This is a genomic window from Staphylococcus sp. LKG3-1, from assembly GCF_048568385.1.
Lineage (GTDB): Bacteria > Bacillota > Bacilli > Staphylococcales > Staphylococcaceae > Staphylococcus > Staphylococcus saprophyticus.
Genome location: NZ_CP183796.1, coordinates 664,809 through 686,116, shown reverse-complemented (window position 1 = coordinate 686,116; position 21,308 = coordinate 664,809). Strand labels below are relative to the sequence as shown.

The window sequence follows — 21,308 nt, the reverse complement described above, 5'->3', positions numbered from 1 at the left end:
TTAATAAAACCGTGAAAGGAGAGGTATGAGTGGCCAAAAGAGATTATTATGAAGTTTTAGGTGTTAGCAAAAGCGCTTCTAAAGATGAAATTAAAAAGGCTTATCGTAAATTATCAAAACAATACCATCCAGATATAAATAAAGAAGAGGGCGCTGATGAGAAGTTTAAAGAAATCTCAGAAGCATATGAAGTATTAAGTGACGAAAATAAACGTGCAAATTATGACCAATTCGGACACGATGGACCACAAGGTGGCTTTGGCGGCCAAGGATTCGGTGGCCAAGACTTTAGTGGATTCGGCGGTGGCGGATTCGAAGATATCTTTAGTTCATTCTTTGGTGGTGGCAGACAGCAACGAGATCCAAATGCCCCAAGAAAAGGTGACGATTTACAATATACGATGACTGTCACATTTGATGAAGCTGTTTTTGGTAGCGAAAAAGAAATTTCTATTCGCAAAGATGTTGCTTGCCACACATGTGATGGTGAAGGTGCTAAACCTGGAACTAAGAAAAAAACTTGTCATTACTGTAATGGTTCTGGTCATGTTTCAGTTGAACAAAATACTATTCTTGGTAGAGTAAGAACTGAAAAAGTATGTCCAGTATGTAGTGGTTCAGGCCAAGAATTTGAAGAACCTTGTCCAACTTGTCATGGTAAAGGTACTGAAAATAAAAATGTTAAAATTAGTGTGACGATTCCTGAAGGTGTAGACAATGAACAACAAATTAGATTAGCTGGTGAAGGTGCTCCAGGAGAAAACGGTGGACCACAAGGTGATTTATATATTGTGTTTAGAGTCAAACCATCTGAAAAATTTGAAAGGGACGGCGACGATATATACTATTCATTAGATATCAGTATTGCTCAAGCTACTTTAGGTGATGAAGTTAAAGTACCAACGCTTAAAGGTAGTGTCATGCTAACAATTCCTGCCGGTACACAAACTGAAAAACAATTCCGTCTGAAAGAAAAAGGCATTAAAAATGTTCATGGTTACGGTTATGGCGATTTATTTATTAACATCAATGTAGTTACGCCTACAAAAATTAGTGATCGCCAAAAAGAATTACTTAGAGAATTTGCTGAAATAGATGGCGAGGAGCTTTCTGAGCAGCCATCAAATTTTAGAGATAAAGCAAAAAGGTTCTTCAAAGGAGAATAACTTATGAACTGGACTGAAGTTGCAATCGTTGCTAACCATGAGGTATCACCAATCATAACCAATTTACTCGAAGATTATGGCTCTAATGGTGTTGTTATAGAAGATTCAGAAGATTTAACACATGATTTCGAAGATAAGTATGGTGAAATATATGCATTAAATGCAGAAGATTATCCTACACAAGGTGTGAGAGTTAAAGCATATTTTAACGAAATTAAGTATACAAAAGATTTTCAAGAAAAATTAATTCAATCATTAAAAGATATTGAAGGTCTTGATTTAGATTTGTTTAGCTTTGATGAGCAAACAATTAGAGAGCAAGATTGGGAGAATGAGTGGAAGCATTACTTTCATCCATTTCGCGCATCTGAAAAATTCACAATTGTTCCGAGTTGGGAAACATACCAACAGGAAGATGATAGTGAATTATGCATTGAGTTAGATCCAGGTATGGCATTTGGAACAGGTGATCATCCGACAACGAGTATGTGTCTAAAAGCAATTGAAGCATATGTTAAGTCTAGTGATTCAGTTATAGATGTCGGCACAGGCTCAGGTATACTGAGCATTGCGGCACATTTGTTAGGCGTTAAACGTATAAAAGCACTTGATGTAGATGAAATGGCTGTTAGAGTAGCTAAAGAAAACTTTCAAAAAAACAACTGTGAATATGCTATTGAAGCAGTCCCAGGTAATTTATTAAAAGAAGAAACTGAAAAATTTGATGTTGTTATCGCTAATATTTTAGCTCATATTATTGAAGAAATGATAGATGATGCTTATAATACACTTAATAAAGACGGTTATTTTATAACTTCTGGTATTATAGAAGAAAAACACGAGGCTATTGTTGAACATATGAAACGCAGTGGATTTGAAATAGTTTCTATTAATCATGACAATAGTTGGGTTTGTATCGTCGGACAGAAAGTGAGCGATTGACATGCAAAGATATTTTATAGATCAAAACGCTGATGTAAATCAGCGTTTTTGTATAACTGATCAAGGTGATATACATCATATTTCAAATGTCATGAGACATCAAGTTGATGATTATATCATTATTACATTTGCTGATCATTATGTTTATAAATGTAAACTGGATAATATTGGTGCAGATGGTATCATGGTTTCGTTAGAAGAACGTATTGATGTGGATACAGAATTACCACAAAATGTAACGATATGTAGCGGACTAATCAAGTCTGATAAATATGAATGGATGCTACAAAAGTCAACGGAATTAGGTGCAAGTGAATTTATTGCTGTAGGTATGAAACGTTCTGTTGTCAAGCTTACAGAAAATAAAATTGCAAAGAAATTAGAACGTTGGCAGAAGATTATCAAGGAAGCTGCAGAACAAAGTTATAGATTAGCTATTCCAACGATTCAATATCAAGCAACATTAAACGATGTACTTAAAAGTGCCAAAGCGTATGATTACATTCTAATTGCCTATGAGGATGCCGCTAAAAGTGGTGAAGTAAGTCAATTTAAATCGTTAGTTCAACAATTCAAACCAAATGATAAAGTATTAATTATATTTGGACCTGAAGGTGGCCTTGATGAGGATGAAGTCTCACTGTTACAAGATGTTGGTTACCAAATTGGCTTAGGTCCTAGAATTTTAAGGGCTGAAACAGCACCTTTATATGTTTTGAGTGCTTTGAGTTTCGAAAAGGATTTACACAATTAGTTTAATGTATTGATGTGTGCTAATAGCGTGTTATATGAATTATAAAGAATAAGGTGATACAACGATAAAAATCCATACCCGGATAAATTTATTCATGTATTAATAGAATTTATTCAAAATAACAAAATCTGAATTTTAGTAATTGACCACATTAATCAGATATATTATACTAGATTATACATGGTTGATACCGTGTATTGATAATAAAGTTTCGTTGATATTTGGAGGGAGGGAAATACACATGTCTAAAACAGTAGTCAAAAAGAACGAATCACTTGAAGATGCGTTACGTCGTTTCAAACGTACAGTTTCTAAAAGCGGTACTATTCAAGAAGTACGTAAACGTGAATTTTACGAAAAACCTAGCGTTAAACGTAAAAAGAAATCAGAAGCTGCACGTAAACGTAAATTCAAATAATTAATAGTTTCGTTGACTCCCTCAACACCAACATTAATTATAAACCATAATAGCCTTAGTTGTTATATACAGCTAAGGCTATTATTTTTTTATAAAAAACCATTGTACTTTTTAAATCAATATATTTTTTATTATACAAACCATGTAGTACTTAATCATTATTAAAGTAAAAAGTAATAATGAAAATTTCTTTGAAGATAATAGATTTTTATAGTGTAAACGGTATAATCGCATATTAGTTTCATGTATAATCAAATTGAGAGCGAGGTGATAGAGTGATTCTTTCAAGTAGTTTACATACAATTTTTCCTTCCAATTTAGTCGAGGATGGAAATTGGATTGATAATATAGCTAACTTTATAGTACATCCAATTGGCGCTTTGATTTTAACTTGTATTATCTTTCTTGGTTTTCTATATCAATTATATTCTAATAAGATTAATGTTGTTGGTATCATATCAACGATAGCGTTATTGATATTTTTCTTAGGATTTTTTGTGAAAGGCGACGTTAATTTCTATTCTGTGATACTTTTTGGAGTAGGAGTCATATTAGTTATCATTGAATTATTTGTTGTCGGTGCGGTTATTGGTATCATTGGTATGGGGTTTATTATTTTCAGTATTATTACTTTAGGAGACAATTTTATCTTCATGATTGCTAATGTTGTCTTTGCATTAATCTTATCTATTATTGAGTGGGTGATACTTGTGAAAGGATTTAAACGCAAAATTCCATTTTTAGACAAAGTTGTACTGAAAGATTCTACAAATGCAGAGGCAGGTTACACTTCACATGAAGATCGCTCTCATTTAGTTGGAAAAACTGCAACAACATCAACGGACTTAAGACCAGCAGGGATTATTACATTTGATAATGAAAGAATCGATGCTGTTTCAGATGGTTCATTTATTTTAAGGAATAAACAGGTTACCATCTTAGAAGTTGAAGGTACACGAGTTGTTGTAAGAGAAATCGAATCATAAAGGAGAGAAAGTATGATCGGATTAATTATAATCGTCGTTATTGTATTAGTAGCATTGTTGTTGCTATTTTCATTTGTTCCAGTAGGATTATGGATTTCAGCAATTGCTGCTGGTGTTAAAGTAGGCATCGGTACTTTAGTAGGTATGAGATTACGTAGAGTATCTCCACGTAAAGTGATTTCACCGCTAATTAAAGCGCACAAAGCTGGATTGCATTTAACTACAAATCAACTTGAATCGCATTATTTAGCTGGAGGTAATGTTGATCGCGTTGTTGATGCTAATATTGCAGCGCAAAGAGCTGATATCAACTTACCATTCGAACGTGGGGCTGCTATAGATTTAGCGGGTCGTGACGTATTAGAAGCTGTACAAATGTCAGTTAATCCTAAAGTCATTGAAACACCATTTATTGCTGGTGTAGCAATGAACGGTATCGAAGTTAAAGCAAAAGCACGTATTACAGTTCGTGCCAACATTGCTCGTTTAGTTGGTGGTGCAGGTGAAGAAACAATTATCGCACGTGTTGGTGAAGGTATTGTTTCAACAATAGGTTCAAGTGAACACCATACACAAGTTCTTGAAAATCCAGATAATATTTCTAAAACTGTTTTAAGTAAAGGATTAGATTCTGGTACAGCATTTGAAATTTTATCAATTGATATTGCTGATGTTGATATTAGCAAAAATATTGGTGCAGATTTACAAACTGAACAAGCGCTTGCAGACAAGAATATTGCACAAGCTAAAGCAGAAGAACGTCGTGCGATGGCTGTAGCTCAAGAACAAGAAATGAAAGCAAAAGTACAAGAAATGCGTTCTAAAGTGGTTGAAGCAGAAGCAGAAGTACCATTGGCTATGGCTGAAGCTTTACGTTCTGGCAACTTAGGCGTAAAAGATTATTACAATTTAAAAAATGTTGAAGCTGACACAGGCATGAGAAATTCTATTAATCAACGTACGAATCAAAAAGATGATGAATCACCGGATAAATAATTAGGGGTGATTAAATGAGTATAGGTATTATTATCTTTGTAATATCTGTGATTGTGACAATAATTGGTGCTATTAGTGATAATAGCCATAAAGAAAGACAAAACCAAAAACCACCAGTCAACAAACGGTCAAATGACCATGGAGGAGAACCACAGAAACGTGGCTTTTTTGATGAAATAGGAAAAACATTTAAAGAAATAGAGAAACAATTAAATGAAGACCCTATGTCGCAAGAACGTGAAAAACCACGCGCTCCTCAACCTACTAAGACACAAGCAGAACCGGTTGAAACACGTGCAGAAAAAATGGAAACACCGAGTCCTGAGCGCTCATCAAGAACGATGAGAACGGATAATGAAACTGAAGCTGAAAAAGCAAAACGTTCACAACAACAGCAAGATGATAAATTACAACAAGAATTAGAATCCGATTTAATAGGACAAATGCAAGATGTACGTAGTGAAATTGATCGCGAAACTGAGAAGAAGTTGCAACGAACTGAACGAAAAGCACGTGCAATTATAGCTGATAAATATTTATCAGAAAGAACAAAGCGTTTTCGTTTAAAACAACTTATGAATGCTCATGCGATACAAGGAACAGCCACAAATGAACAATTCAGGTTTGCTGAGGACGAAGTTGTTAATGGTATTATTTGGTCAGAAGTATTAGAAAGACCGAAACAATTATAATATAATTTTTTAAGTTAACGCCTTATAAATCAATGTAATTTGATGTTATAAGGCGTTTTTAATATTATAATCGTAGTAAGAACTTTTATTTATCTGATTATCACAATCATATTTATACATTATAAAGCTTTCGTTTTATTATAAAATTAGATAGAATGTAAATCTTCTGTTAAAATTAATGAAATTCTGTCCTATTCAATTCACTTTAAAATAATATATTGAGTATTCGTGATATAATAGAGATGTATAATCAATAGTTTTAAACAGTAATTGTATATTTTTATACAAGCTGATTATTTATTTGTTAACAATCATTTTGTAACTTAAAATCTAATAGGATAAAATAAAAGAAACGAATATATTTGTAAAGGAGCACCTATATGCCTGGAATTATTCAAATAAATGACATCAATGAAGCGCAAGCACTCATTGGTAATAATGATGAACACCTTAAATCAATTGAGGAAGGATTTGATGTCATTATACATGCTCGTGGTCAAGAAATTGCTGTAAAAGGAGAGCAAGTTGAGCATGTTGAAAAAGCGGAATCCGTACTAATTAATTTATTAAAAGTCATACAACAAGGTGTAACAATATCGATTAAAGATGTTGAAGCAGCAGTGAAAATGGCACAAAATGGTACGATTCAATACTTATTAGATTTATATGAAGATGAAATTACTAAAGATGCATTTGGCAAGACGATTCGTGCTAAAACAATGGGACAACGTTTATACGTAAATGCGATGCACCATAATGATTTAGTTTTTGGTGTGGGACCAGCTGGTACAGGTAAAACATTTTTAGCTGTAGTCTATGCTGCTAAACAGTTACGTAAAGGGTCAGTAAAACGCATTGTTTTGACAAGACCTGCAGTTGAAGCTGGCGAATCTTTAGGATTTCTACCAGGAGATTTAAAAGAAAAAGTAGATCCTTATCTAAGACCGCTTTATGACGGGTTAAATACTGTTTTAGGTAGAGAACAAACTGCTAGATTTATAGAAAGAGGTATCATTGAAGTTGCCCCATTAGCTTATATGAGAGGTAGAACATTAGATGATGCGTTTGTCATTTTAGATGAAGCTCAAAATACTACACATGCACAAATGAAAATGTTCTTAACTAGATTAGGATTTGGATCAAAAATGGTAGTCACTGGTGACAAAACACAAGTAGATTTACCAAAAGGTGTAAAGAGTGGTTTGAAAGAAGCGATTAAAAAATTAGAAAACGTTAAAGGTTTAAGTATTCATCATTTAGACCAAACAGATGTGGTACGTCATCCATTAGTAAGTAAAATTATTGATCGTTATGAGGGAGATGAATAAATGTTTACGATAGATTTTAGTGACCATACTAATTTAGTGAAAGAGGATTGGTTTACACAAATTGACAAGCTGCTAACGTTTGCAAAGGAACAAGAAAATATCGAAGAAGAGGCTGAATTGTCAGTTACTTTTGTAGATAAAGATGAGATTCAAGAAATTAATAAAATGTATCGAGATAAAGACAAAGTCACAGATGTTATATCTTTTGCATTAGAGGAAGATGAACCTGAAATAACTGGTATAGAAATGCCGAGAGTTTTAGGCGATATTATTATTTGTACTGATGTTGCTCAAGAACAAGCAGACTCGTACGGACATTCATTTGAAAGAGAATTGGGCTTCCTTGCATTACACGGCTTTTTACATTTATTAGGTTATGATCATATGAATGAGCAAGATGAGAAACAAATGTTCGGACGCCAAGATCAAATTCTTAATGCATACGGCTTAACTAGAGATTAGAGGCGCGTATGGATAGATTTAAATATGCATTTCAAGGCATGATAGTTTTATTAAAAAAAGATAAGAATTTCTTACTTCATCTTATTTTTGGTTTGATAGTCATTGTTTGTGGATTTATATTTCATATTACAAAAGTGGAATGGCTTTTTATATTGTTAGCGATTGGACTTGTGCTAGCATTTGAAACGATAAATACAGCTATTGAATATGTAGTCGATTTGGTAACAACGGATTATCATATTTTAGCTAAGAAAGCGAAAGACGTTGCTGCTTTTAGCGTGATTATTGCGTCTATTATAGCTGTCTTAATTGGGCTGATTGTTTTTTTACCGTATATTTTTAAATAATAGTGCAAATTCACAAAAGTTGTTTATACTTAATGAATAAAGCTTTTAATAAAATATAGTTATACACCCATTTCCATGGTGTTGAATATTGAACAGGAGAGATGAAGCAATGGCATACCAACCACATTATTTTTCAGAAGTAAGAAAAGCACAGGCAAATGCGTACGCACCCTACAGTAATTTTAAAGTTGGTGCGTATTTAAGAACGAAAGATGGCAAAGCTTATTACGGTGGTAATGTTGAAAATGCAGCTTATCCAATGGCGATTTGTGCTGAAAGATCAAGTTTAGTTGCGGCAATTGCTGATGGATACCGCCCAGGAGATTTTGAATCAATTACTGTAACTGTAGATGCAGATGAACCGTCCTCACCATGTGGCGCATGTCGACAAGTAATGAAAGAGCTTTGTGATGACGAAATGCCAGTTTATATGACCAATCATAAAGGTGATATGACAGAATTATCAGTAGGCGAGTTATTGCCTTTAGGATTTTCAGGAAAGGATTTAAATTAATGACAGAACACAAATCAGGCTTTATATCTATCATTGGTAGACCCAATGTTGGTAAATCAACCTTTGTAAATCGTGTAATAGGACATAAGATTGCGATAATGTCCGATAAAGCACAAACAACTAGAAACAAAATTCAAGGTGTCATGACACAAGAAGATGCGCAAATTATTTTCCTAGATACACCAGGTATTCATAAACCTAAGCACAAATTAGGAGATTATATGATGCGCGTTGCGACGAATACACTATCTGAAATAGATGCCATTATGTTTATGGTAAACGTCAATGAGGATATTGGTAGAGGCGACGAATATATTATGGATATGCTAAAAACAATCAAAACGCCAGTATTTTTAGTGTTAAATAAGATTGACTTGGTTCATCCCGATGAATTAATGCCTAGAATTGAAAAATATAAAAAATATATGGATTTTACAGAAATCGTACCTATTTCTGCACTTGAAGGCTTAAATGTAGATCATTTTATTAATGTTATAAAATCATATTTACCAGAAGGCCCTAAATATTATCCTGATGATCAAATATCAGATCATCCAGAACAATTTGTTGTTGGAGAACTGATAAGAGAGAAAATTTTACATTTAACAAGTGAAGAAATTCCTCATGCGATTGGTGTTAATGTAGACCGTATGATTAAAGAAGATGAAGATAGAGTGAGAATTGAAGCTACTATTTACGTAGAAAGAGATTCTCAAAAAGGGATTGTCATTGGTAAAGGCGGTAAAAAATTAAAAGAGGTTGGTAAACGTGCGCGTCAAGATATAGAGCGTTTATTAGGCTCGAAAGTTTACTTGGAACTATGGGTTAAAGTACAAAAAGACTGGCGAAATAAAGTTAATTTCATTCGCCAAATGGGTTATTTAGAAGATAGAGATTAAGTTAAAGTTGAAAGTCGGTGAATTCGTGTGTTAATCAAACAAAAAGGGATTATTATAAAAACCATTGATTATGGCGAATCCGATAAAATTATAACTATCTTAAATGAATATGGTGCTAAAGTCCCACTTATGGTAAGAAGAGCCAAGAAAAGTAAGAGCGGCTTGCAGGCTAATACGCAATTATTTGTGTATGGCTTGTTTATTTATTCAAAGTGGAAAGGTATGGGCACCTTAAGTTCAGTTGATGTCATTGACCAAAATTACCATCTGCGACTAGATATATATGAAAGTAGCTATGCAAGTTTGTGTACTGAAACGATCGACCGTTCCATGGAAACAGATGAAATCTCTAAAAATAGTTACGAATTATTGCATTTTGTATTAGATAAGATTAGGCAGGGGATTTCAGCACAACTCATGTCAGTTGTTGTATTGTTAAAATGTATGACAAAATTTGGATTTAATGCAGTATTTGACAGATGTGTGATAACTCAAAGTGAAGATCAATCAAAATTAGTCGGTTATAGTTTTAAATATGATGGTGCAATTTCTGAAAATGTTGCATATAAAGATACACACGCATTTCAGTTATCAAACAAAACGTTGTATTTATTAGATATCCTTCAGAAGTTACCAATTAATCAAATGAGTTCATTGAGCATACACGAAACAATTGTCGATGAAATGTCAGAACTTGTTATCTTATTGTATAAAGAATATGCGGGTATGTATTTCAAAAGTCAAAAACTAATTAATCAATTATATCGATTAGATAACTTATAATAATTATTTATATTCAAACCTATTGGCCCAGACCATAGGTTTGTTTTTTTTTATAAAAAAATGGGACAAGAAAAATTAATCCATTACAATGAAATAATCTTAGTTTCTTGTCCCATAAATATTTAAATTGCTATTTAAGTTTTATTTGATTTTGAATATATCATTCTTAAAATTAAAATTTAACTTTTTCAGCTAAGAATGATTTTAATTCAGTGATTGGCATACGAACTTGCTCCATTGTATCACGGTCACGAACTGTAACTTTTTCATCTTCTAAAGAATCAAAATCAAAAGTGATACAGTATGGTGTTCCAATTTCATCTTGACGACGGTAACGTTTACCAATTGATTGTGATTCATCAAAATCAATTGCAAAATCAGCGCTTAATTCTTCGAACACTTTAATTGCATCGCCTGATAATTTTTTACTTAATGGTAATACAGCTGCTTTATATGGTGCAAGTGCAGGGTGGAAGTGAAGTACTGTTCTTGAATCTTTGCTTCCTTCAACTCCTTCTTCATCATAAGCATCACATAAAAATGCTAAAGTTACACGGTCAGCACCTAATGAAGGCTCTATACAGTAAGGGATATATTTTTCTCCTGTTTCTTGATCGTGATATTGGAAATCTTCACCAGAATGTTCACTATGCTTTTTCAAGTCAAAATCTGTACGACTCGCGATACCCCAAAGTTCACCCCAACCAAATGGGAAACGATATTCGATATCAGTAGTCGCATTTGAATAGTGAGACAATTCATCTGCATCGTGATCACGTAAACGCGTTGCTTCTTCGCTTAAATTTAAATCTTTAAGCCATTGACTCGCGAATGTTTTCCAATAATTTTGCCATTCAATTTCTTCACCAGGTTTACAGAAGAACTCCAATTCCATTTGTTCGAATTCACGTGTTCTAAAGATAAAGTTACCAGGCGTAATTTCATTACGGAATGATTTACCGATTTGTCCTATACCAAAAGGTAATTTTTTACGCATAGTACGTTGTACATTTTTATAGTTAACAAAAATACCTTGTGCAGTTTCAGGGCGTAGGAAAATTTCGTTAGTAGAATCTTCAGTAACCCCTTGGAAAGTCTTAAACATAAGGTTGAATTGACGAATATCAGTCCAATTCGCTGTGCCACTTACAGGACAAACGATACCTTCTTCATCAATAATGCGTTTCATTTCATCAAAGCTTAAACCGTCAGCGACAAAGTTTTCGTCACCTTTTTCATTTAACATGTAGTCTTCAATGATTTTATCTGCACGATAACGAATTTTACTATCTTTGTTATCGATCATCGGATCATTAAAATTACCTAAATGACCTGATGCTTCCCAAGTTTTAGGGTTCATTAAAATTGCAGCATCAATACCAACATTATATGGTGATTGTGTAATGAATTTTTGCCACCATGCTTTTTTAACATTATTTTTTAATTCGACACCAAGTGGGCCGTAGTCCCATGTATTTGATAGACCACCATAAATGTCACTACCAGGGAATACAAAACCTCTATGTTTTGCTAATGAGACGATTGTTTCCATATCTTTTGTCATTAAATATAACTCTCCTTTTTTACATGAAAACGCCCCAAGACACAGAATAAGCCAAAAAGTTTAATCTATATCTTGGGACGAGTTAATCTTTTTAATCACATATGTAATATATGTGTTTATTTACTAGATTCATGTTAACCCGCGGTTCCACCCAAATTAGTGTGTACACTCGCTTTTAACTATCATTTAATTGTAGCCATTGTTACTTGTTAAGCTTTCACCATCCTTAACTCGCTTTAAGTCTAATTTTAATGTATTGATAGTTTATAAGCAAGTAAATATATGTATTTGTAGCAATTAAAAATTCAATGTATAATTAAGAAGAATGAATAAAGGGGTGAGTGTTATAGAACTAAGTAAAAGGCAACAACAAATAATTGAAATAGTAAAGAGTAATGGGCCTATTACAGGAGAACATATTGCTGATCGTCTGAGCTTGACTAGAGCTACATTGCGACCGGATTTAGCCATATTAACAATGTCTGGCATATTAGAAGCTCGACCACGTGTAGGTTATTATTATTCTGGCAAACCTCAGAATAAATTAATTGCGGATGAATTGAAGCAATATGTTGTGAAAGATTATGCGTCTCACCCTGTCGTCGTTAAAAGTGAGACGTCAGTTTATGATGCAATTTGCACCATATTTTTAGAAGATGTCAGCACATTGTTTGTTATTAATAGTGATGGTGACTTTATGGGTGTTTGTTCTCGTAAAGATTTACTGAGAGCTTCTATGATTGGTGATGATATACATACAATGCCAGTTAATATTATTATGACACGAATGCCGAATTTGAGTTTTGTACTTGAAGGTGAGAAAGTCATACATGCAGCAAATCTTATGATCGAAAAAGAAATTGATTCATTACCAATTGTAGTAAAGAAAGATAATGATAAATATGAAGTTAAAGGTCGTATTTCTAAAACTACGATCACTAAAATCTTTGTATCCTTACTAAATGAATAGGTGGTTTTAAGTAAATGAAAAATATTAAAATAATCGTGGCGTCCGACTCAGTAGGTGAAACAGCCGAACTTGTAGCAAGAGCTTGTATTTCACAATTTAATCCTAAACAATGTGAAAGTGAAATAAGTAGGTATCCCTATATAGAAGCACTAGAAAATGTGGATGAAGTGATTTCAGTAGCGAAAGATACCGAAGCGATAGTGGTATATACACTAGTTAAACCAGAAATTAGAAAATACATGGAAGCGAAATTAGCAGAATTTAAAATTAAAGCAGTGGATATTATGGGGCCACTAATGAATATTTTATTAGATCAAATAGATGAAAAGCCGTATTTTGAACCAGGTTTAGTCCATCAACTAGATGAAGCTTATTTCAAAAAAATTGATGCAATTGAATTTGCAGTTAAATATGACGATGGTAAAGATCCAAAAGGTTTATTCAAGGCTGACATTGTATTGTTAGGGATTTCAAGAACGTCTAAGACGCCGTTATCACAATATCTAGCACATAAAAGTTACAAAGTTATGAATATTCCAATCGTACCTGAAGTAACACCTCCAGATGATTTATTTAATATAGATTCTTCTAAATGTATCGCTTTAAAAATTAGTGAAGAAAAATTAAATAGAATTCGTAAAGAAAGACTCAGACAACTTGGCTTAGGTGAAAGTGCAAGATATGCTACTGAACAACGCATAGAAGAAGAGCTGAATTATTTCCATGAATTAGTTGATAAAATTGGTTGTCCTGTAATTGATGTTTCAGATAAGGCTATTGAAGAAACAGCAAATGATATTATCAGTCTTATTGAGCAAAATAATTTCAAAAATTAACGAAAACAATTATAATAGTATGACTAATGTTTAATAGGTGATAATATTGAGAATCGATCAATCCACGATAAATGAAATAAAAGATAAAACGGATATACTTGATTTAGTTAGTGAGTATGTGAAGTTAGAGAAGAGAGGACGCAATTATATAGGTTTGTGTCCTTTTCATGATGAAAAAACACCCTCATTTACTGTTTCTGAAGATAAACAAATTTGTCACTGCTTCGGTTGTAAAAAAGGTGGTAATGTTTTTCAATTCACACAAGAAATTAAAGATATCCCATTTACAGAAGCAGTAAAAGAATTAGGTGAACGTGTAAATATTAAAGTTGAAACCGATCAAAGTTATGCTAATCAAGACAATGGGCATCAAGTCGCTTCAGATGATTTAAAAATGATTGAAATGCATGAATTAATGCAAGATTATTACCATTACGCACTGAAGAAAACTGTTGAAGGTGAAGCGGCATTAAATTATTTAAAAGAACGTGGTTTTACAGATGAATTAATAGATGCAAGAAAAATTGGTTATGCACCTAATAATGCGCATTTCTGTCATGATTTTTTAAAGAAAAAAGAATATGACATTGAACTAGCTTATGAATCTGGTTTGTTGTCACGAAATGAAGAGAATTTTAGTTATTATGATCGATTTCGTGATCGTGTCATGTTTCCATTAAATAATGCACAAGGAAGAACTGTTGGTTATTCTGGTAGAACATATACAAATCAAGAACCAAAATATTTAAATAGTCCAGAAACACCCATATTTCAAAAGCGAAGATTACTTTACAATGTAGATAAAGCAAGAAAATCAATACGTAAAAATGATGAAATTATTTTATTAGAAGGCTTTATGGATGTAATCAAATCAGATCAAGCAGGATTGAAACAAGTTGTTGCTAGTATGGGTACACAGATTTCAAATGAACATATTGCCTTTATAAAGAAATTAACAACAAATGTCACTTTGATGTTCGACGGTGATTTTGCGGGTACTGAAGCTACTTTGAAATCAGGACAGGCTCTATTACAACAAGGCTTTAACGTCTTTGTAGTACAACTTCCTAAAAATATGGACCCTGATGAATATATTGGTAAACATGGCGCAGACGCTTTTAATTATTTTGTTGAACATGAGAAGAAGTCATTCATCATTTACAAAATTCACACGCATCAAGACGAAATAGAAAACAATGATCTAGCATATGAAAGATATTTAAAAGAGATAACTAATGATATTTCATTTATGCAATCAACGATTTTACGCAAAAAAATATTGCAAGAAGTATCTGAATTGTTTAAAGTTAGCTTGGATAGTCTAAATAATGAAGTAGGACAGCAACAAGATTATTATCAGCCACACAATTATCAAATACCCACTGTTCCTGAATTTAATAATTTGAGCAAACATGAAAAAGCAGAACGTGCTTTATTAAAACATTTTATGAACGATAAAGACACTTTCTTGAATTATCATAAATTACTTCAAACAGAAGACTTTACAAATCAATATTTTAAGCGTATATTTAATGTTTTACATGAGTTTTACTCTGAAAATGATACGTTTAATATTAGTGATGTGTTACAGTATATCGATATCAATGAAATCAAAGAAGCATTTATATCATTAGATAATTATATGATAAATGAAGAACCTTATGAATATGAGATTGACGATTATATAAATACACTGACATCTAATAGAAATGAAGAAACGATTGAATCGCTTAATCAAAAGTTGCGGGAAGCTTCCAGGTTAGGTGATTTAGAACTGCAAAAATATTATTTAGAAAAAATTGTAAATCACAATAAAAATAGAATGAATTAATTTTTTATGTATTTGTCTGTATATTTATTTATATGGGGTTGCTAAAATGTATACTAAGTAAATATTTTGAGTAGATTTCACTAATTTTATCTATAAAATATTTTGATATCAATTTGATATTATATTCGGGAGGCCATTTCATGTCTGGAAATAACGTTAAAGTTAAAAAACAAACGATTGATCCATCTCTAACTTTAGAAGATGTAAAAAAACAATTAATTGAAAAAGGTAAAAAAGAAGGGCACCTTAGTCATGAAGAAATTGCAGAAAAACTGCAAAATTTCGAAATGGATTCTGATCAAATGGACGAATTATTTGATCAATTAACTGATAATGACATAAGTTTAGTTAATGAAAAAGATAGTTCAGATAAAGATTTTAAATTAAATCCAAATGATTTAAGTGCACCTCCAGGCGTAAAAATAAATGATCCAGTGCGTATGTATTTAAAAGAAATCGGACGAGTAAATTTATTAAACGCTCAAGAAGAAATTGAATTGGCGAAAAAAATTGAGCAGGGCGATGAAGTTGCGAAATCTCGATTAGCTGAAGCCAATTTACGACTTGTAGTAAGTATTGCTAAAAGATATGTAGGTCGTGGCATGCTTTTCCTTGACCTTATTCAAGAAGGTAATATGGGTTTAATCAAAGCAGTAGAAAAGTTCGATTTTAATAAAGGATTTAAATTTTCAACTTATGCAACTTGGTGGATTCGTCAAGCAATCACTCGTGCGATTGCTGACCAAGCACGTACAATTCGTATACCAGTACACATGGTAGAAACAATTAACAAATTAATTCGTGTTCAAAGACAATTATTACAAGATTTAGGTAGAGATCCTGCACCTGAAGAAATAGGGGAAGAAATGGATTTACCACCAGAAAAAGTAAGAGAAATCTTAAAAATTGCTCAAGAACCTGTATCACTTGAAACACCAATTGGTGAAGAAGATGATAGTCATTTAGGTGATTTTATTGAGGACCAAGAGGCTCAAAGTCCTTCTGATCATGCGGCCTATGAATTGTTAAAAGAACAATTAGAAGATGTCTTAGACACATTGACGGACCGTGAAGAAAATGTACTACGCTTACGTTTTGGTTTGGATGATGGACGTACGCGCACATTAGAAGAAGTAGGTAAAGTATTTGGCGTTACTAGAGAACGTATTCGTCAAATAGAAGCAAAAGCGCTTAGAAAACTAAGACACCCAAGCAGAAGTAAACGTCTAAAAGACTTTATGGACTAACAAGTAATATAAACATAAATTGGAAACCACACGTTATTGTGTATAAATTGTTAAAGCAATGACTGACTGATTTCTAAATTCACTCACGCTAAGTATTTTGAAATCAATTTATCTTTGTAGGGGGCGGGCATACGAAATCTAATTACATTTTTAGATTTCAATCCCGCTCCTTTTTTACATATATCAGAGGAGTAACAATATGATTCCATTAAATCAGAGATTAAAAAAAGTAAGTACTTTTATTCAAGGTAATTGTTTAGCTGACATTGGATCAGATCACGCATACCTACCAATTTATGCCATTGAAAATCATTTAATTGATTTTGCAATTGCTGGGGAAGTGATTAAAGGACCATTTGATGCGTCTATTCGCAATGTACGAGATTATAAACTGAGTCATGAAATTGATGTTAGGCTCGGAGATGGCTTAACTGTTATAAGACCCGAAGACCATGTCACTTCTGTATCAATTTGTGGCATGGGTGGTCCATTAATCGCTAAAATATTAAATGAAGGCACTGAAAAATTAGAAAACAAACCTAGACTGATATTACAAAGTAATATTCAATCTAGCGCAATACGTGAGCAACTATTAAAGTTAAACTACACTATAATCGCAGAAGAAATTTTGGAAGAAAAAGGTCACATCTATGAAATACTTGTTGCTGATTATAATAATCATTGTGAACCTATGACTGAACAAGAAATAAAATTTGGCCCAAAATTACTCCAAAATAAAACCCCATTATTTTATAAAAAATGGAAACGCGAACATGACGCATTGTTAAAAATAAAAAGTAATTTGAATCCAAATGTACATACAGAACGTTTAAGAGAAATTGATAAGGATATTAATTTAATTAATGAGGTGATTTAAATGAACATAGAAAATTTACTGAATATCATTAATAAGCATGTTCCATTTGCTTCTGCTGAATCTTGGGATAATGTAGGATTGTTAATTGGCAATAAAAACGCAACGATTTCAGGCATTATGACTGCACTTGATTGTACGGAAGAAGTAGTAGATGACGCATTAAAAAATCACTGTAATACCATTATTTGCCACCATCCACTTATTTTCAAAGGAATCAAACAAATAACACAAGATGATGGTTATGGTGCAATTTTAAGAAAATTAATTAAACATGATATAAATGTCATTGCACTACATACAAATTTAGATGTTTACCCTAAAGGCGTTAATGCAATGCTTGCCAATAAACTTAAGTTAAATCATCAACGTATTTTAAATCCTGAGTTACGCTCCTATTATAAAGTTCAAGTCTTTATTCCTAAAGAAAATTTAATAGACTTTAAAAATAAATTAAGTGAAGCAGGATTAGCAGAAGAAGGGGATTATCAATATTGTTTCTTTGAAACCCCAGGAAATGGACAATTCAAACCGATTGAGGGTGCCAATCCGCACATTGGTGAATTAGACCAAATTTCATCTGTTGAAGAATATAAATTAGAATTTATGATTGATTATAATCAGAAACAACTAGCTCAACAACTTATAATGCAACACCATCCATATGAAACACCTGTATTTGATTTTATAGAATTACAAAAAGAAGCAAATTATGGCTTGGGAATGCTTGGTGAATTGGAAGAAACGATGAATACAATGGCATTTGTAAACCATGTGAAAACGAATTTGAAAATGCCTAGTGTTAGATTTACAGGTAATTTAGATGCAGACATTAAAACAGTAGCAATTATTGGTGGTTCAGGTATTGGATTTGAATTTGACGCTATAAATAAAGGTGCAGATATATTTGTAACAGGAGACATAAAACACCATGATGCTTTAGATGCAAAAATCGCAGGTATGAATCTATTAGATATTAATCATTACAGCGAATATGTAATGAAAGAAGGTTTATGTGAGTTATTAGTAGATTGGTTAAATAATGAAACAGAAGATTTTAAAATTATAGCGTCAAAACTTAATACAGATCCCTTCAACTATCTATAATTAAAATTTTAAAAATTTATAGGTTATCTTAAACCAAAATATGCCTGAATCAATAGAAACAACAAATAGTAAAATACTATATGAATTATTAGGGATACTTTTTTATGGTAGATACACTAAATAAGTTAATAAGTGGTTGAGATATAAATAAGTATCTCAACCATTTTAAATGCTGTAGAGTAAAAAGTAAGATTGTTCTGCGAAATTATTTTGATAAGGTGCGTATTTCTCTACAAAGACTACTTAAAGGTTCAAAGTCAGATTCCAAATCAATAATTTAGTTCAAAATTATAGTGTTTTGCTTTATAATAGACAAGATGAAGATTTAAGGAGGCCAAGACATGGCAAATCACCCATTTGAAAAATTTAATTTAGAAGCAGGTCTTATAGATGCTGTGAAAGATTTGAATTTTAATCAACCAACTGAAATACAGACACGTGTCATACCAAAGATAATTAAACAAGTGAATTTAATTGGTCAATCACAAACAGGCACAGGAAAATCACATGCGTTTTTATTACCATTATTAAATTCAATCGATACAGACTATAAAGAACCACAAGCAATAGTTGTTGCACCAACACGTGAACTAGCACAACAACTATTTGATGTAGCAAGTCATTTAACAAGATTCAAAGAAGACGTATCTGTAAAACTCTTCATTGGCGGCACAGATATCGAAAAAGATCGTAGCCGAGTTAAGAACCAACCGCAACTTATCATAGGCACACCAACTCGAATTAACGATTTAGCTAAACATGGGGATTTACATGTACACTTAGCTTCTTATTTGGTGATTGATGAAGCAGATTTAATGATTGATTTAGGACTAATAGATGAAGTGGATTACGTAGCAACAAGACTAGATGAAAATGCACATATTGCAGTATTTAGTGCAACTATTCCTAAGTCATTGCACCCATTTTTAAATAAATATCTAGAAAATCCAGAATTTGTAGAAATTGAAAACACAGAAAAAAATAAGAAAAATATCGAATTTTATTTAATACCTACAAAAGGTGAAGCAAAAATAGAAAAAACACTAAAACTGATCGATATATTAAATCCATATTTATGTATTATATTCTGTAACAGTAGAGATAGTGCAGATGAATTAGCAAAACAATTAAATGCTGCTGGTTTAAAATTAGGGATGATTCACGGTGGTCTTACACCTAGAGAACGTAAACAACAAATGAAAAGAATTAGAAATTTAGAATTCCAATTTGTGATTGCAAGTGATTTAGCTTCACGTGGTATAGATATTGACGGTGTAAGCCATGTAATTAACTTCGATGTGCCTAATGATATTGATTTCTTTACACATAGAGTTGGACGTACAGGACGTGGTCAATACAAAGGTGTAGCAATTACATTGTACAGTCCTGATGAAGAGCATAATATTGCATTAATTGAGCAAAGAGGTTATAAATTCGAAAATGTAGATATCAAAGACGATGAATTAAAACCAATAAAAGCGCATAATATGCGACAAACGCGTAAAAATAAAGACGATCACTTAACAAATCAATTGAAATATAAAGTTAAAACGAATAAGAAAAAAGTAAAGCCAGGCTATAAGAAAAAATTCAAAAGAGATTTAGATGATTTAAAACGTAAGGAACGTAAACAATTTAGTAAACAGAAAAGTCGTCAAGATAGAAAAAATAGAAAAGGATAGGTGAATTTTATGTTAGTAGGATCACATGTATCTATGAATGGTAAAAAAATGTTAGAAGGTTCAGCTGAAGAAGCACATAAATTTGGCGAATCTACTTTTATGATTTACACGGGTGCACCTCAAAATACTAGAAGAAAACCTATCGAAGAATTAAATATTGAAAAAGGTCATGAGATAATGAAAGCACATGGTCTTTCCAATATTGTTGTTCACGCACCTTATATTATAAATATCGCAAATACTGTTAAACCCCATGTCTTTGAATTGGGGGTAGAGTTTCTTCAAAGTGAAATCGAAAGAACACAAGCACTTGGTGCACAAGATATTGTTTTACACCCAGGCTCTCATGTAGGAGAAGGTACAGATGCTGGTATTAAAAAAATTATAGAAGGTTTAAACGAAGTTTTAACGAACGATAATAATGTAAGAATTGCATTAGAAACGATGGCTGGAAAAGGTTCTGAAGTAGGTAGAAACTTTGAAGAGCTAGCAAGAATTATAGATGGTGTAAACCATAATGATCGTTTATCGGTTTGTTTCGACACATGTCATACACATGATGCTGGCTATAATGTTAAAGAAGATTTTGATGGTGTACTAAATGAATTTGATAAAATTATCGGTGTAGATAGAATTAAAGTAGTACACGTCAATGATAGTAAAAATGATATTGGTGCACATAAAGATAGACACGAAAATATCGGTTTTGGATATATTGGCTTTGATGCATTAAATTATGTCGTACATCATGATACATTTAAAGATATACCTAAGATATTAGAAACACCTTATGTAGGTGAAGATAAAAAAAATAAAAAACCACCATATAAATTAGAAATTGAAATGTTAAAACAGCAAAAATTTGATGAAGATTTAAAAAATAAAATATTACAACAATAATGTTTGTTTA

At 32.3% G+C, this 21,308-nt stretch carries 22 protein-coding genes; 21 read left to right on the top strand and 1 reads right to left on the bottom strand.

Annotated elements, in window-relative coordinates; all coding sequences use genetic code 11:
- Positions 1–29: 29 nt before the first annotated feature.
- The 13 genes from dnaJ to recO all read left to right on the top strand — a co-directional run bounded on the left by dnaJ (position 30) and on the right by recO (position 10,287).
- Entirely contained in the window at positions 30–1,166 is a 1,137-nt protein-coding gene (gene dnaJ / locus ACM595_RS03310; RefSeq protein WP_011302993.1) for a molecular chaperone DnaJ, read from the top strand.
- 3 nt (positions 1,167–1,169) lie between these two features.
- Positions 1,170–2,108 carry a 50S ribosomal protein L11 methyltransferase gene (gene prmA / locus ACM595_RS03305; RefSeq protein ID WP_002483155.1) on the top strand — a complete coding sequence of 313 codons (939 nt, stop codon included), beginning with the start codon at positions 1,170–1,172 and terminating at the stop codon, positions 2,106–2,108.
- Between the two features lies 1 nt (position 2,109).
- Positions 2,110–2,862 carry a 16S rRNA (uracil(1498)-N(3))-methyltransferase gene (locus ACM595_RS03300; protein WP_037538371.1) on the top strand — a complete coding sequence of 251 codons (753 nt, stop codon included), beginning with the start codon at positions 2,110–2,112 and terminating at the stop codon, positions 2,860–2,862.
- A gap of 241 nt (positions 2,863–3,103) precedes the next feature.
- Complete coding sequence (gene rpsU, locus ACM595_RS03295; RefSeq protein WP_002483157.1) at positions 3,104–3,280, top strand: 30S ribosomal protein S21; 177 nt, start codon at positions 3,104–3,106, stop codon at positions 3,278–3,280.
- A 275-nt stretch (positions 3,281–3,555) separates the two neighbouring features.
- The gene (locus tag ACM595_RS03290) at positions 3,556–4,266 is read left to right on the top strand and encodes an NfeD family protein (RefSeq protein ID WP_041080599.1); all 711 of its coding nucleotides are present in this window, start codon (positions 3,556–3,558) and stop codon (positions 4,264–4,266) included.
- Positions 4,267–4,278: 12 nt separating this feature from the next.
- On the top strand, positions 4,279–5,262 hold the full coding sequence (floA, locus tag ACM595_RS03285) for a flotillin-like protein FloA (RefSeq protein WP_011302997.1): 984 nt from the start codon (positions 4,279–4,281) through the stop codon (positions 5,260–5,262).
- A 14-nt stretch (positions 5,263–5,276) separates the two neighbouring features.
- Positions 5,277–5,954 carry a hypothetical protein gene (locus tag ACM595_RS03280; RefSeq protein WP_037538372.1) on the top strand — a complete coding sequence of 226 codons (678 nt, stop codon included), beginning with the start codon at positions 5,277–5,279 and terminating at the stop codon, positions 5,952–5,954.
- A gap of 380 nt (positions 5,955–6,334) precedes the next feature.
- Entirely contained in the window at positions 6,335–7,282 is a 948-nt protein-coding gene (locus ACM595_RS03275; RefSeq protein WP_002483161.1) for a PhoH family protein, read from the top strand.
- On the top strand, positions 7,283–7,744 hold the full coding sequence (gene ybeY, locus ACM595_RS03270; RefSeq protein ID WP_011302999.1) for an rRNA maturation RNase YbeY: 462 nt from the start codon (positions 7,283–7,285) through the stop codon (positions 7,742–7,744).
- A gap of 8 nt (positions 7,745–7,752) precedes the next feature.
- Positions 7,753–8,091, top strand: a complete 339-nt coding sequence (locus tag ACM595_RS03265; protein WP_011303000.1) for a diacylglycerol kinase family protein — start codon at positions 7,753–7,755, stop codon at positions 8,089–8,091.
- Between the two features lie 109 nt (positions 8,092–8,200).
- Complete coding sequence (cdd, locus tag ACM595_RS03260) at positions 8,201–8,605, top strand: cytidine deaminase (protein ID WP_002483164.1); 405 nt, start codon at positions 8,201–8,203, stop codon at positions 8,603–8,605.
- The gene (gene era, locus ACM595_RS03255) at positions 8,605–9,504 is read left to right on the top strand and encodes a GTPase Era (RefSeq protein ID WP_041080602.1); all 900 of its coding nucleotides are present in this window, start codon (positions 8,605–8,607) and stop codon (positions 9,502–9,504) included. Before cdd ends, era begins: the two co-directional genes overlap by 1 nt.
- 27 nt (positions 9,505–9,531) lie before the next feature.
- Positions 9,532–10,287, top strand: a complete 756-nt coding sequence (gene recO / locus ACM595_RS03250; protein WP_002483166.1) for a DNA repair protein RecO — start codon at positions 9,532–9,534, stop codon at positions 10,285–10,287.
- 172 nt (positions 10,288–10,459) lie between these two features.
- On the opposite strand, the gene ACM595_RS03245 is transcribed toward recO, so the two are convergent.
- Positions 10,460–11,851, bottom strand: coding sequence for a glycine--tRNA ligase (locus ACM595_RS03245; RefSeq protein ID WP_002483167.1), 1,392 nt, complete (start codon positions 11,849–11,851; stop codon positions 10,460–10,462).
- Positions 11,852–12,176: 325 nt separating this feature from the next.
- Here ACM595_RS03245 and ACM595_RS03240 point away from each other — a divergent pair, with 325 nt between their 5' ends.
- The 8 genes from ACM595_RS03240 (at position 12,177) to ACM595_RS03205 (ending at position 21,298) form a co-directional block, all read left to right on the top strand.
- On the top strand, positions 12,177–12,821 hold the full coding sequence (locus ACM595_RS03240) for a helix-turn-helix transcriptional regulator (protein ID WP_075345136.1): 645 nt from the start codon (positions 12,177–12,179) through the stop codon (positions 12,819–12,821).
- Positions 12,822–12,835: 14 nt separating this feature from the next.
- Positions 12,836–13,657 carry a pyruvate, water dikinase regulatory protein gene (locus ACM595_RS03235; protein ID WP_069825891.1) on the top strand — a complete coding sequence of 274 codons (822 nt, stop codon included), beginning with the start codon at positions 12,836–12,838 and terminating at the stop codon, positions 13,655–13,657.
- Positions 13,658–13,703: 46 nt separating this feature from the next.
- Positions 13,704–15,488, top strand: a complete 1,785-nt coding sequence (gene dnaG, locus ACM595_RS03230) for a DNA primase (RefSeq protein ID WP_115338500.1) — start codon at positions 13,704–13,706, stop codon at positions 15,486–15,488.
- Positions 15,489–15,628: 140 nt separating this feature from the next.
- Entirely contained in the window at positions 15,629–16,735 is a 1,107-nt protein-coding gene (rpoD, locus tag ACM595_RS03225; protein WP_002483171.1) for an RNA polymerase sigma factor RpoD, read from the top strand.
- 199 nt (positions 16,736–16,934) lie between these two features.
- Positions 16,935–17,612, top strand: a complete 678-nt coding sequence (locus ACM595_RS03220) for a tRNA (adenine(22)-N(1))-methyltransferase (RefSeq protein ID WP_002483172.1) — start codon at positions 16,935–16,937, stop codon at positions 17,610–17,612.
- Entirely contained in the window at positions 17,613–18,716 is a 1,104-nt protein-coding gene (locus tag ACM595_RS03215) for a Nif3-like dinuclear metal center hexameric protein (protein ID WP_115338501.1), read from the top strand.
- A 341-nt stretch (positions 18,717–19,057) separates the two neighbouring features.
- Positions 19,058–20,398, top strand: coding sequence for a DEAD/DEAH box helicase (locus ACM595_RS03210; protein WP_011303010.1), 1,341 nt, complete (start codon positions 19,058–19,060; stop codon positions 20,396–20,398).
- Positions 20,399–20,407: 9 nt separating this feature from the next.
- Positions 20,408–21,298: a deoxyribonuclease IV gene (locus ACM595_RS03205; RefSeq protein WP_041080606.1), complete on the top strand. Its 891-nt coding sequence runs from the start codon at positions 20,408–20,410 to the stop codon at positions 21,296–21,298.
- Positions 21,299–21,308 lie beyond the last annotated feature (10 nt).

Bases quoted from the DNA above. Each gene is read 5' to 3' on its own strand.
- floA (WP_011302997.1), top strand. From the start codon at position 4,279: ATGATCGGATTAATTATAATCGTCGTTATTGTATTAGTAGCATTGTTG.
- ACM595_RS03280 (WP_037538372.1), top strand. From the start codon at position 5,277: ATGAGTATAGGTATTATTATCTTTGTAATATCTGTGATTGTGACAATA.
- ybeY (WP_011302999.1), top strand. From the start codon at position 7,283: ATGTTTACGATAGATTTTAGTGACCATACTAATTTAGTGAAAGAGGAT.
- rpsU (WP_002483157.1), top strand. From the start codon at position 3,104: ATGTCTAAAACAGTAGTCAAAAAGAACGAATCACTTGAAGATGCGTTA.
- ACM595_RS03210 (WP_011303010.1), top strand. From the start codon at position 19,058: ATGGCAAATCACCCATTTGAAAAATTTAATTTAGAAGCAGGTCTTATA.
- ACM595_RS03215 (WP_115338501.1), top strand. From the start codon at position 17,613: ATGAACATAGAAAATTTACTGAATATCATTAATAAGCATGTTCCATTT.
- ACM595_RS03265 (WP_011303000.1), top strand. From the start codon at position 7,753: ATGGATAGATTTAAATATGCATTTCAAGGCATGATAGTTTTATTAAAA.
- prmA (WP_002483155.1), top strand. From the start codon at position 1,170: ATGAACTGGACTGAAGTTGCAATCGTTGCTAACCATGAGGTATCACCA.
- ACM595_RS03240 (WP_075345136.1), top strand. From the start codon at position 12,177: ATGAATAAAGGGGTGAGTGTTATAGAACTAAGTAAAAGGCAACAACAA.
- ACM595_RS03245 (WP_002483167.1), bottom strand. From the start codon at position 11,851: ATGACAAAAGATATGGAAACAATCGTCTCATTAGCAAAACATAGAGGT.
- rpoD (WP_002483171.1), top strand. From the start codon at position 15,629: ATGTCTGGAAATAACGTTAAAGTTAAAAAACAAACGATTGATCCATCT.
- ACM595_RS03235 (WP_069825891.1), top strand. From the start codon at position 12,836: ATGAAAAATATTAAAATAATCGTGGCGTCCGACTCAGTAGGTGAAACA.
- cdd (WP_002483164.1), top strand. From the start codon at position 8,201: ATGGCATACCAACCACATTATTTTTCAGAAGTAAGAAAAGCACAGGCA.
- ACM595_RS03205 (WP_041080606.1), top strand. From the start codon at position 20,408: ATGTTAGTAGGATCACATGTATCTATGAATGGTAAAAAAATGTTAGAA.
- ACM595_RS03300 (WP_037538371.1), top strand. From the start codon at position 2,110: ATGCAAAGATATTTTATAGATCAAAACGCTGATGTAAATCAGCGTTTT.
- ACM595_RS03220 (WP_002483172.1), top strand. From the start codon at position 16,935: ATGATTCCATTAAATCAGAGATTAAAAAAAGTAAGTACTTTTATTCAA.
- ACM595_RS03275 (WP_002483161.1), top strand. From the start codon at position 6,335: ATGCCTGGAATTATTCAAATAAATGACATCAATGAAGCGCAAGCACTC.
- era (WP_041080602.1), top strand. From the start codon at position 8,605: ATGACAGAACACAAATCAGGCTTTATATCTATCATTGGTAGACCCAAT.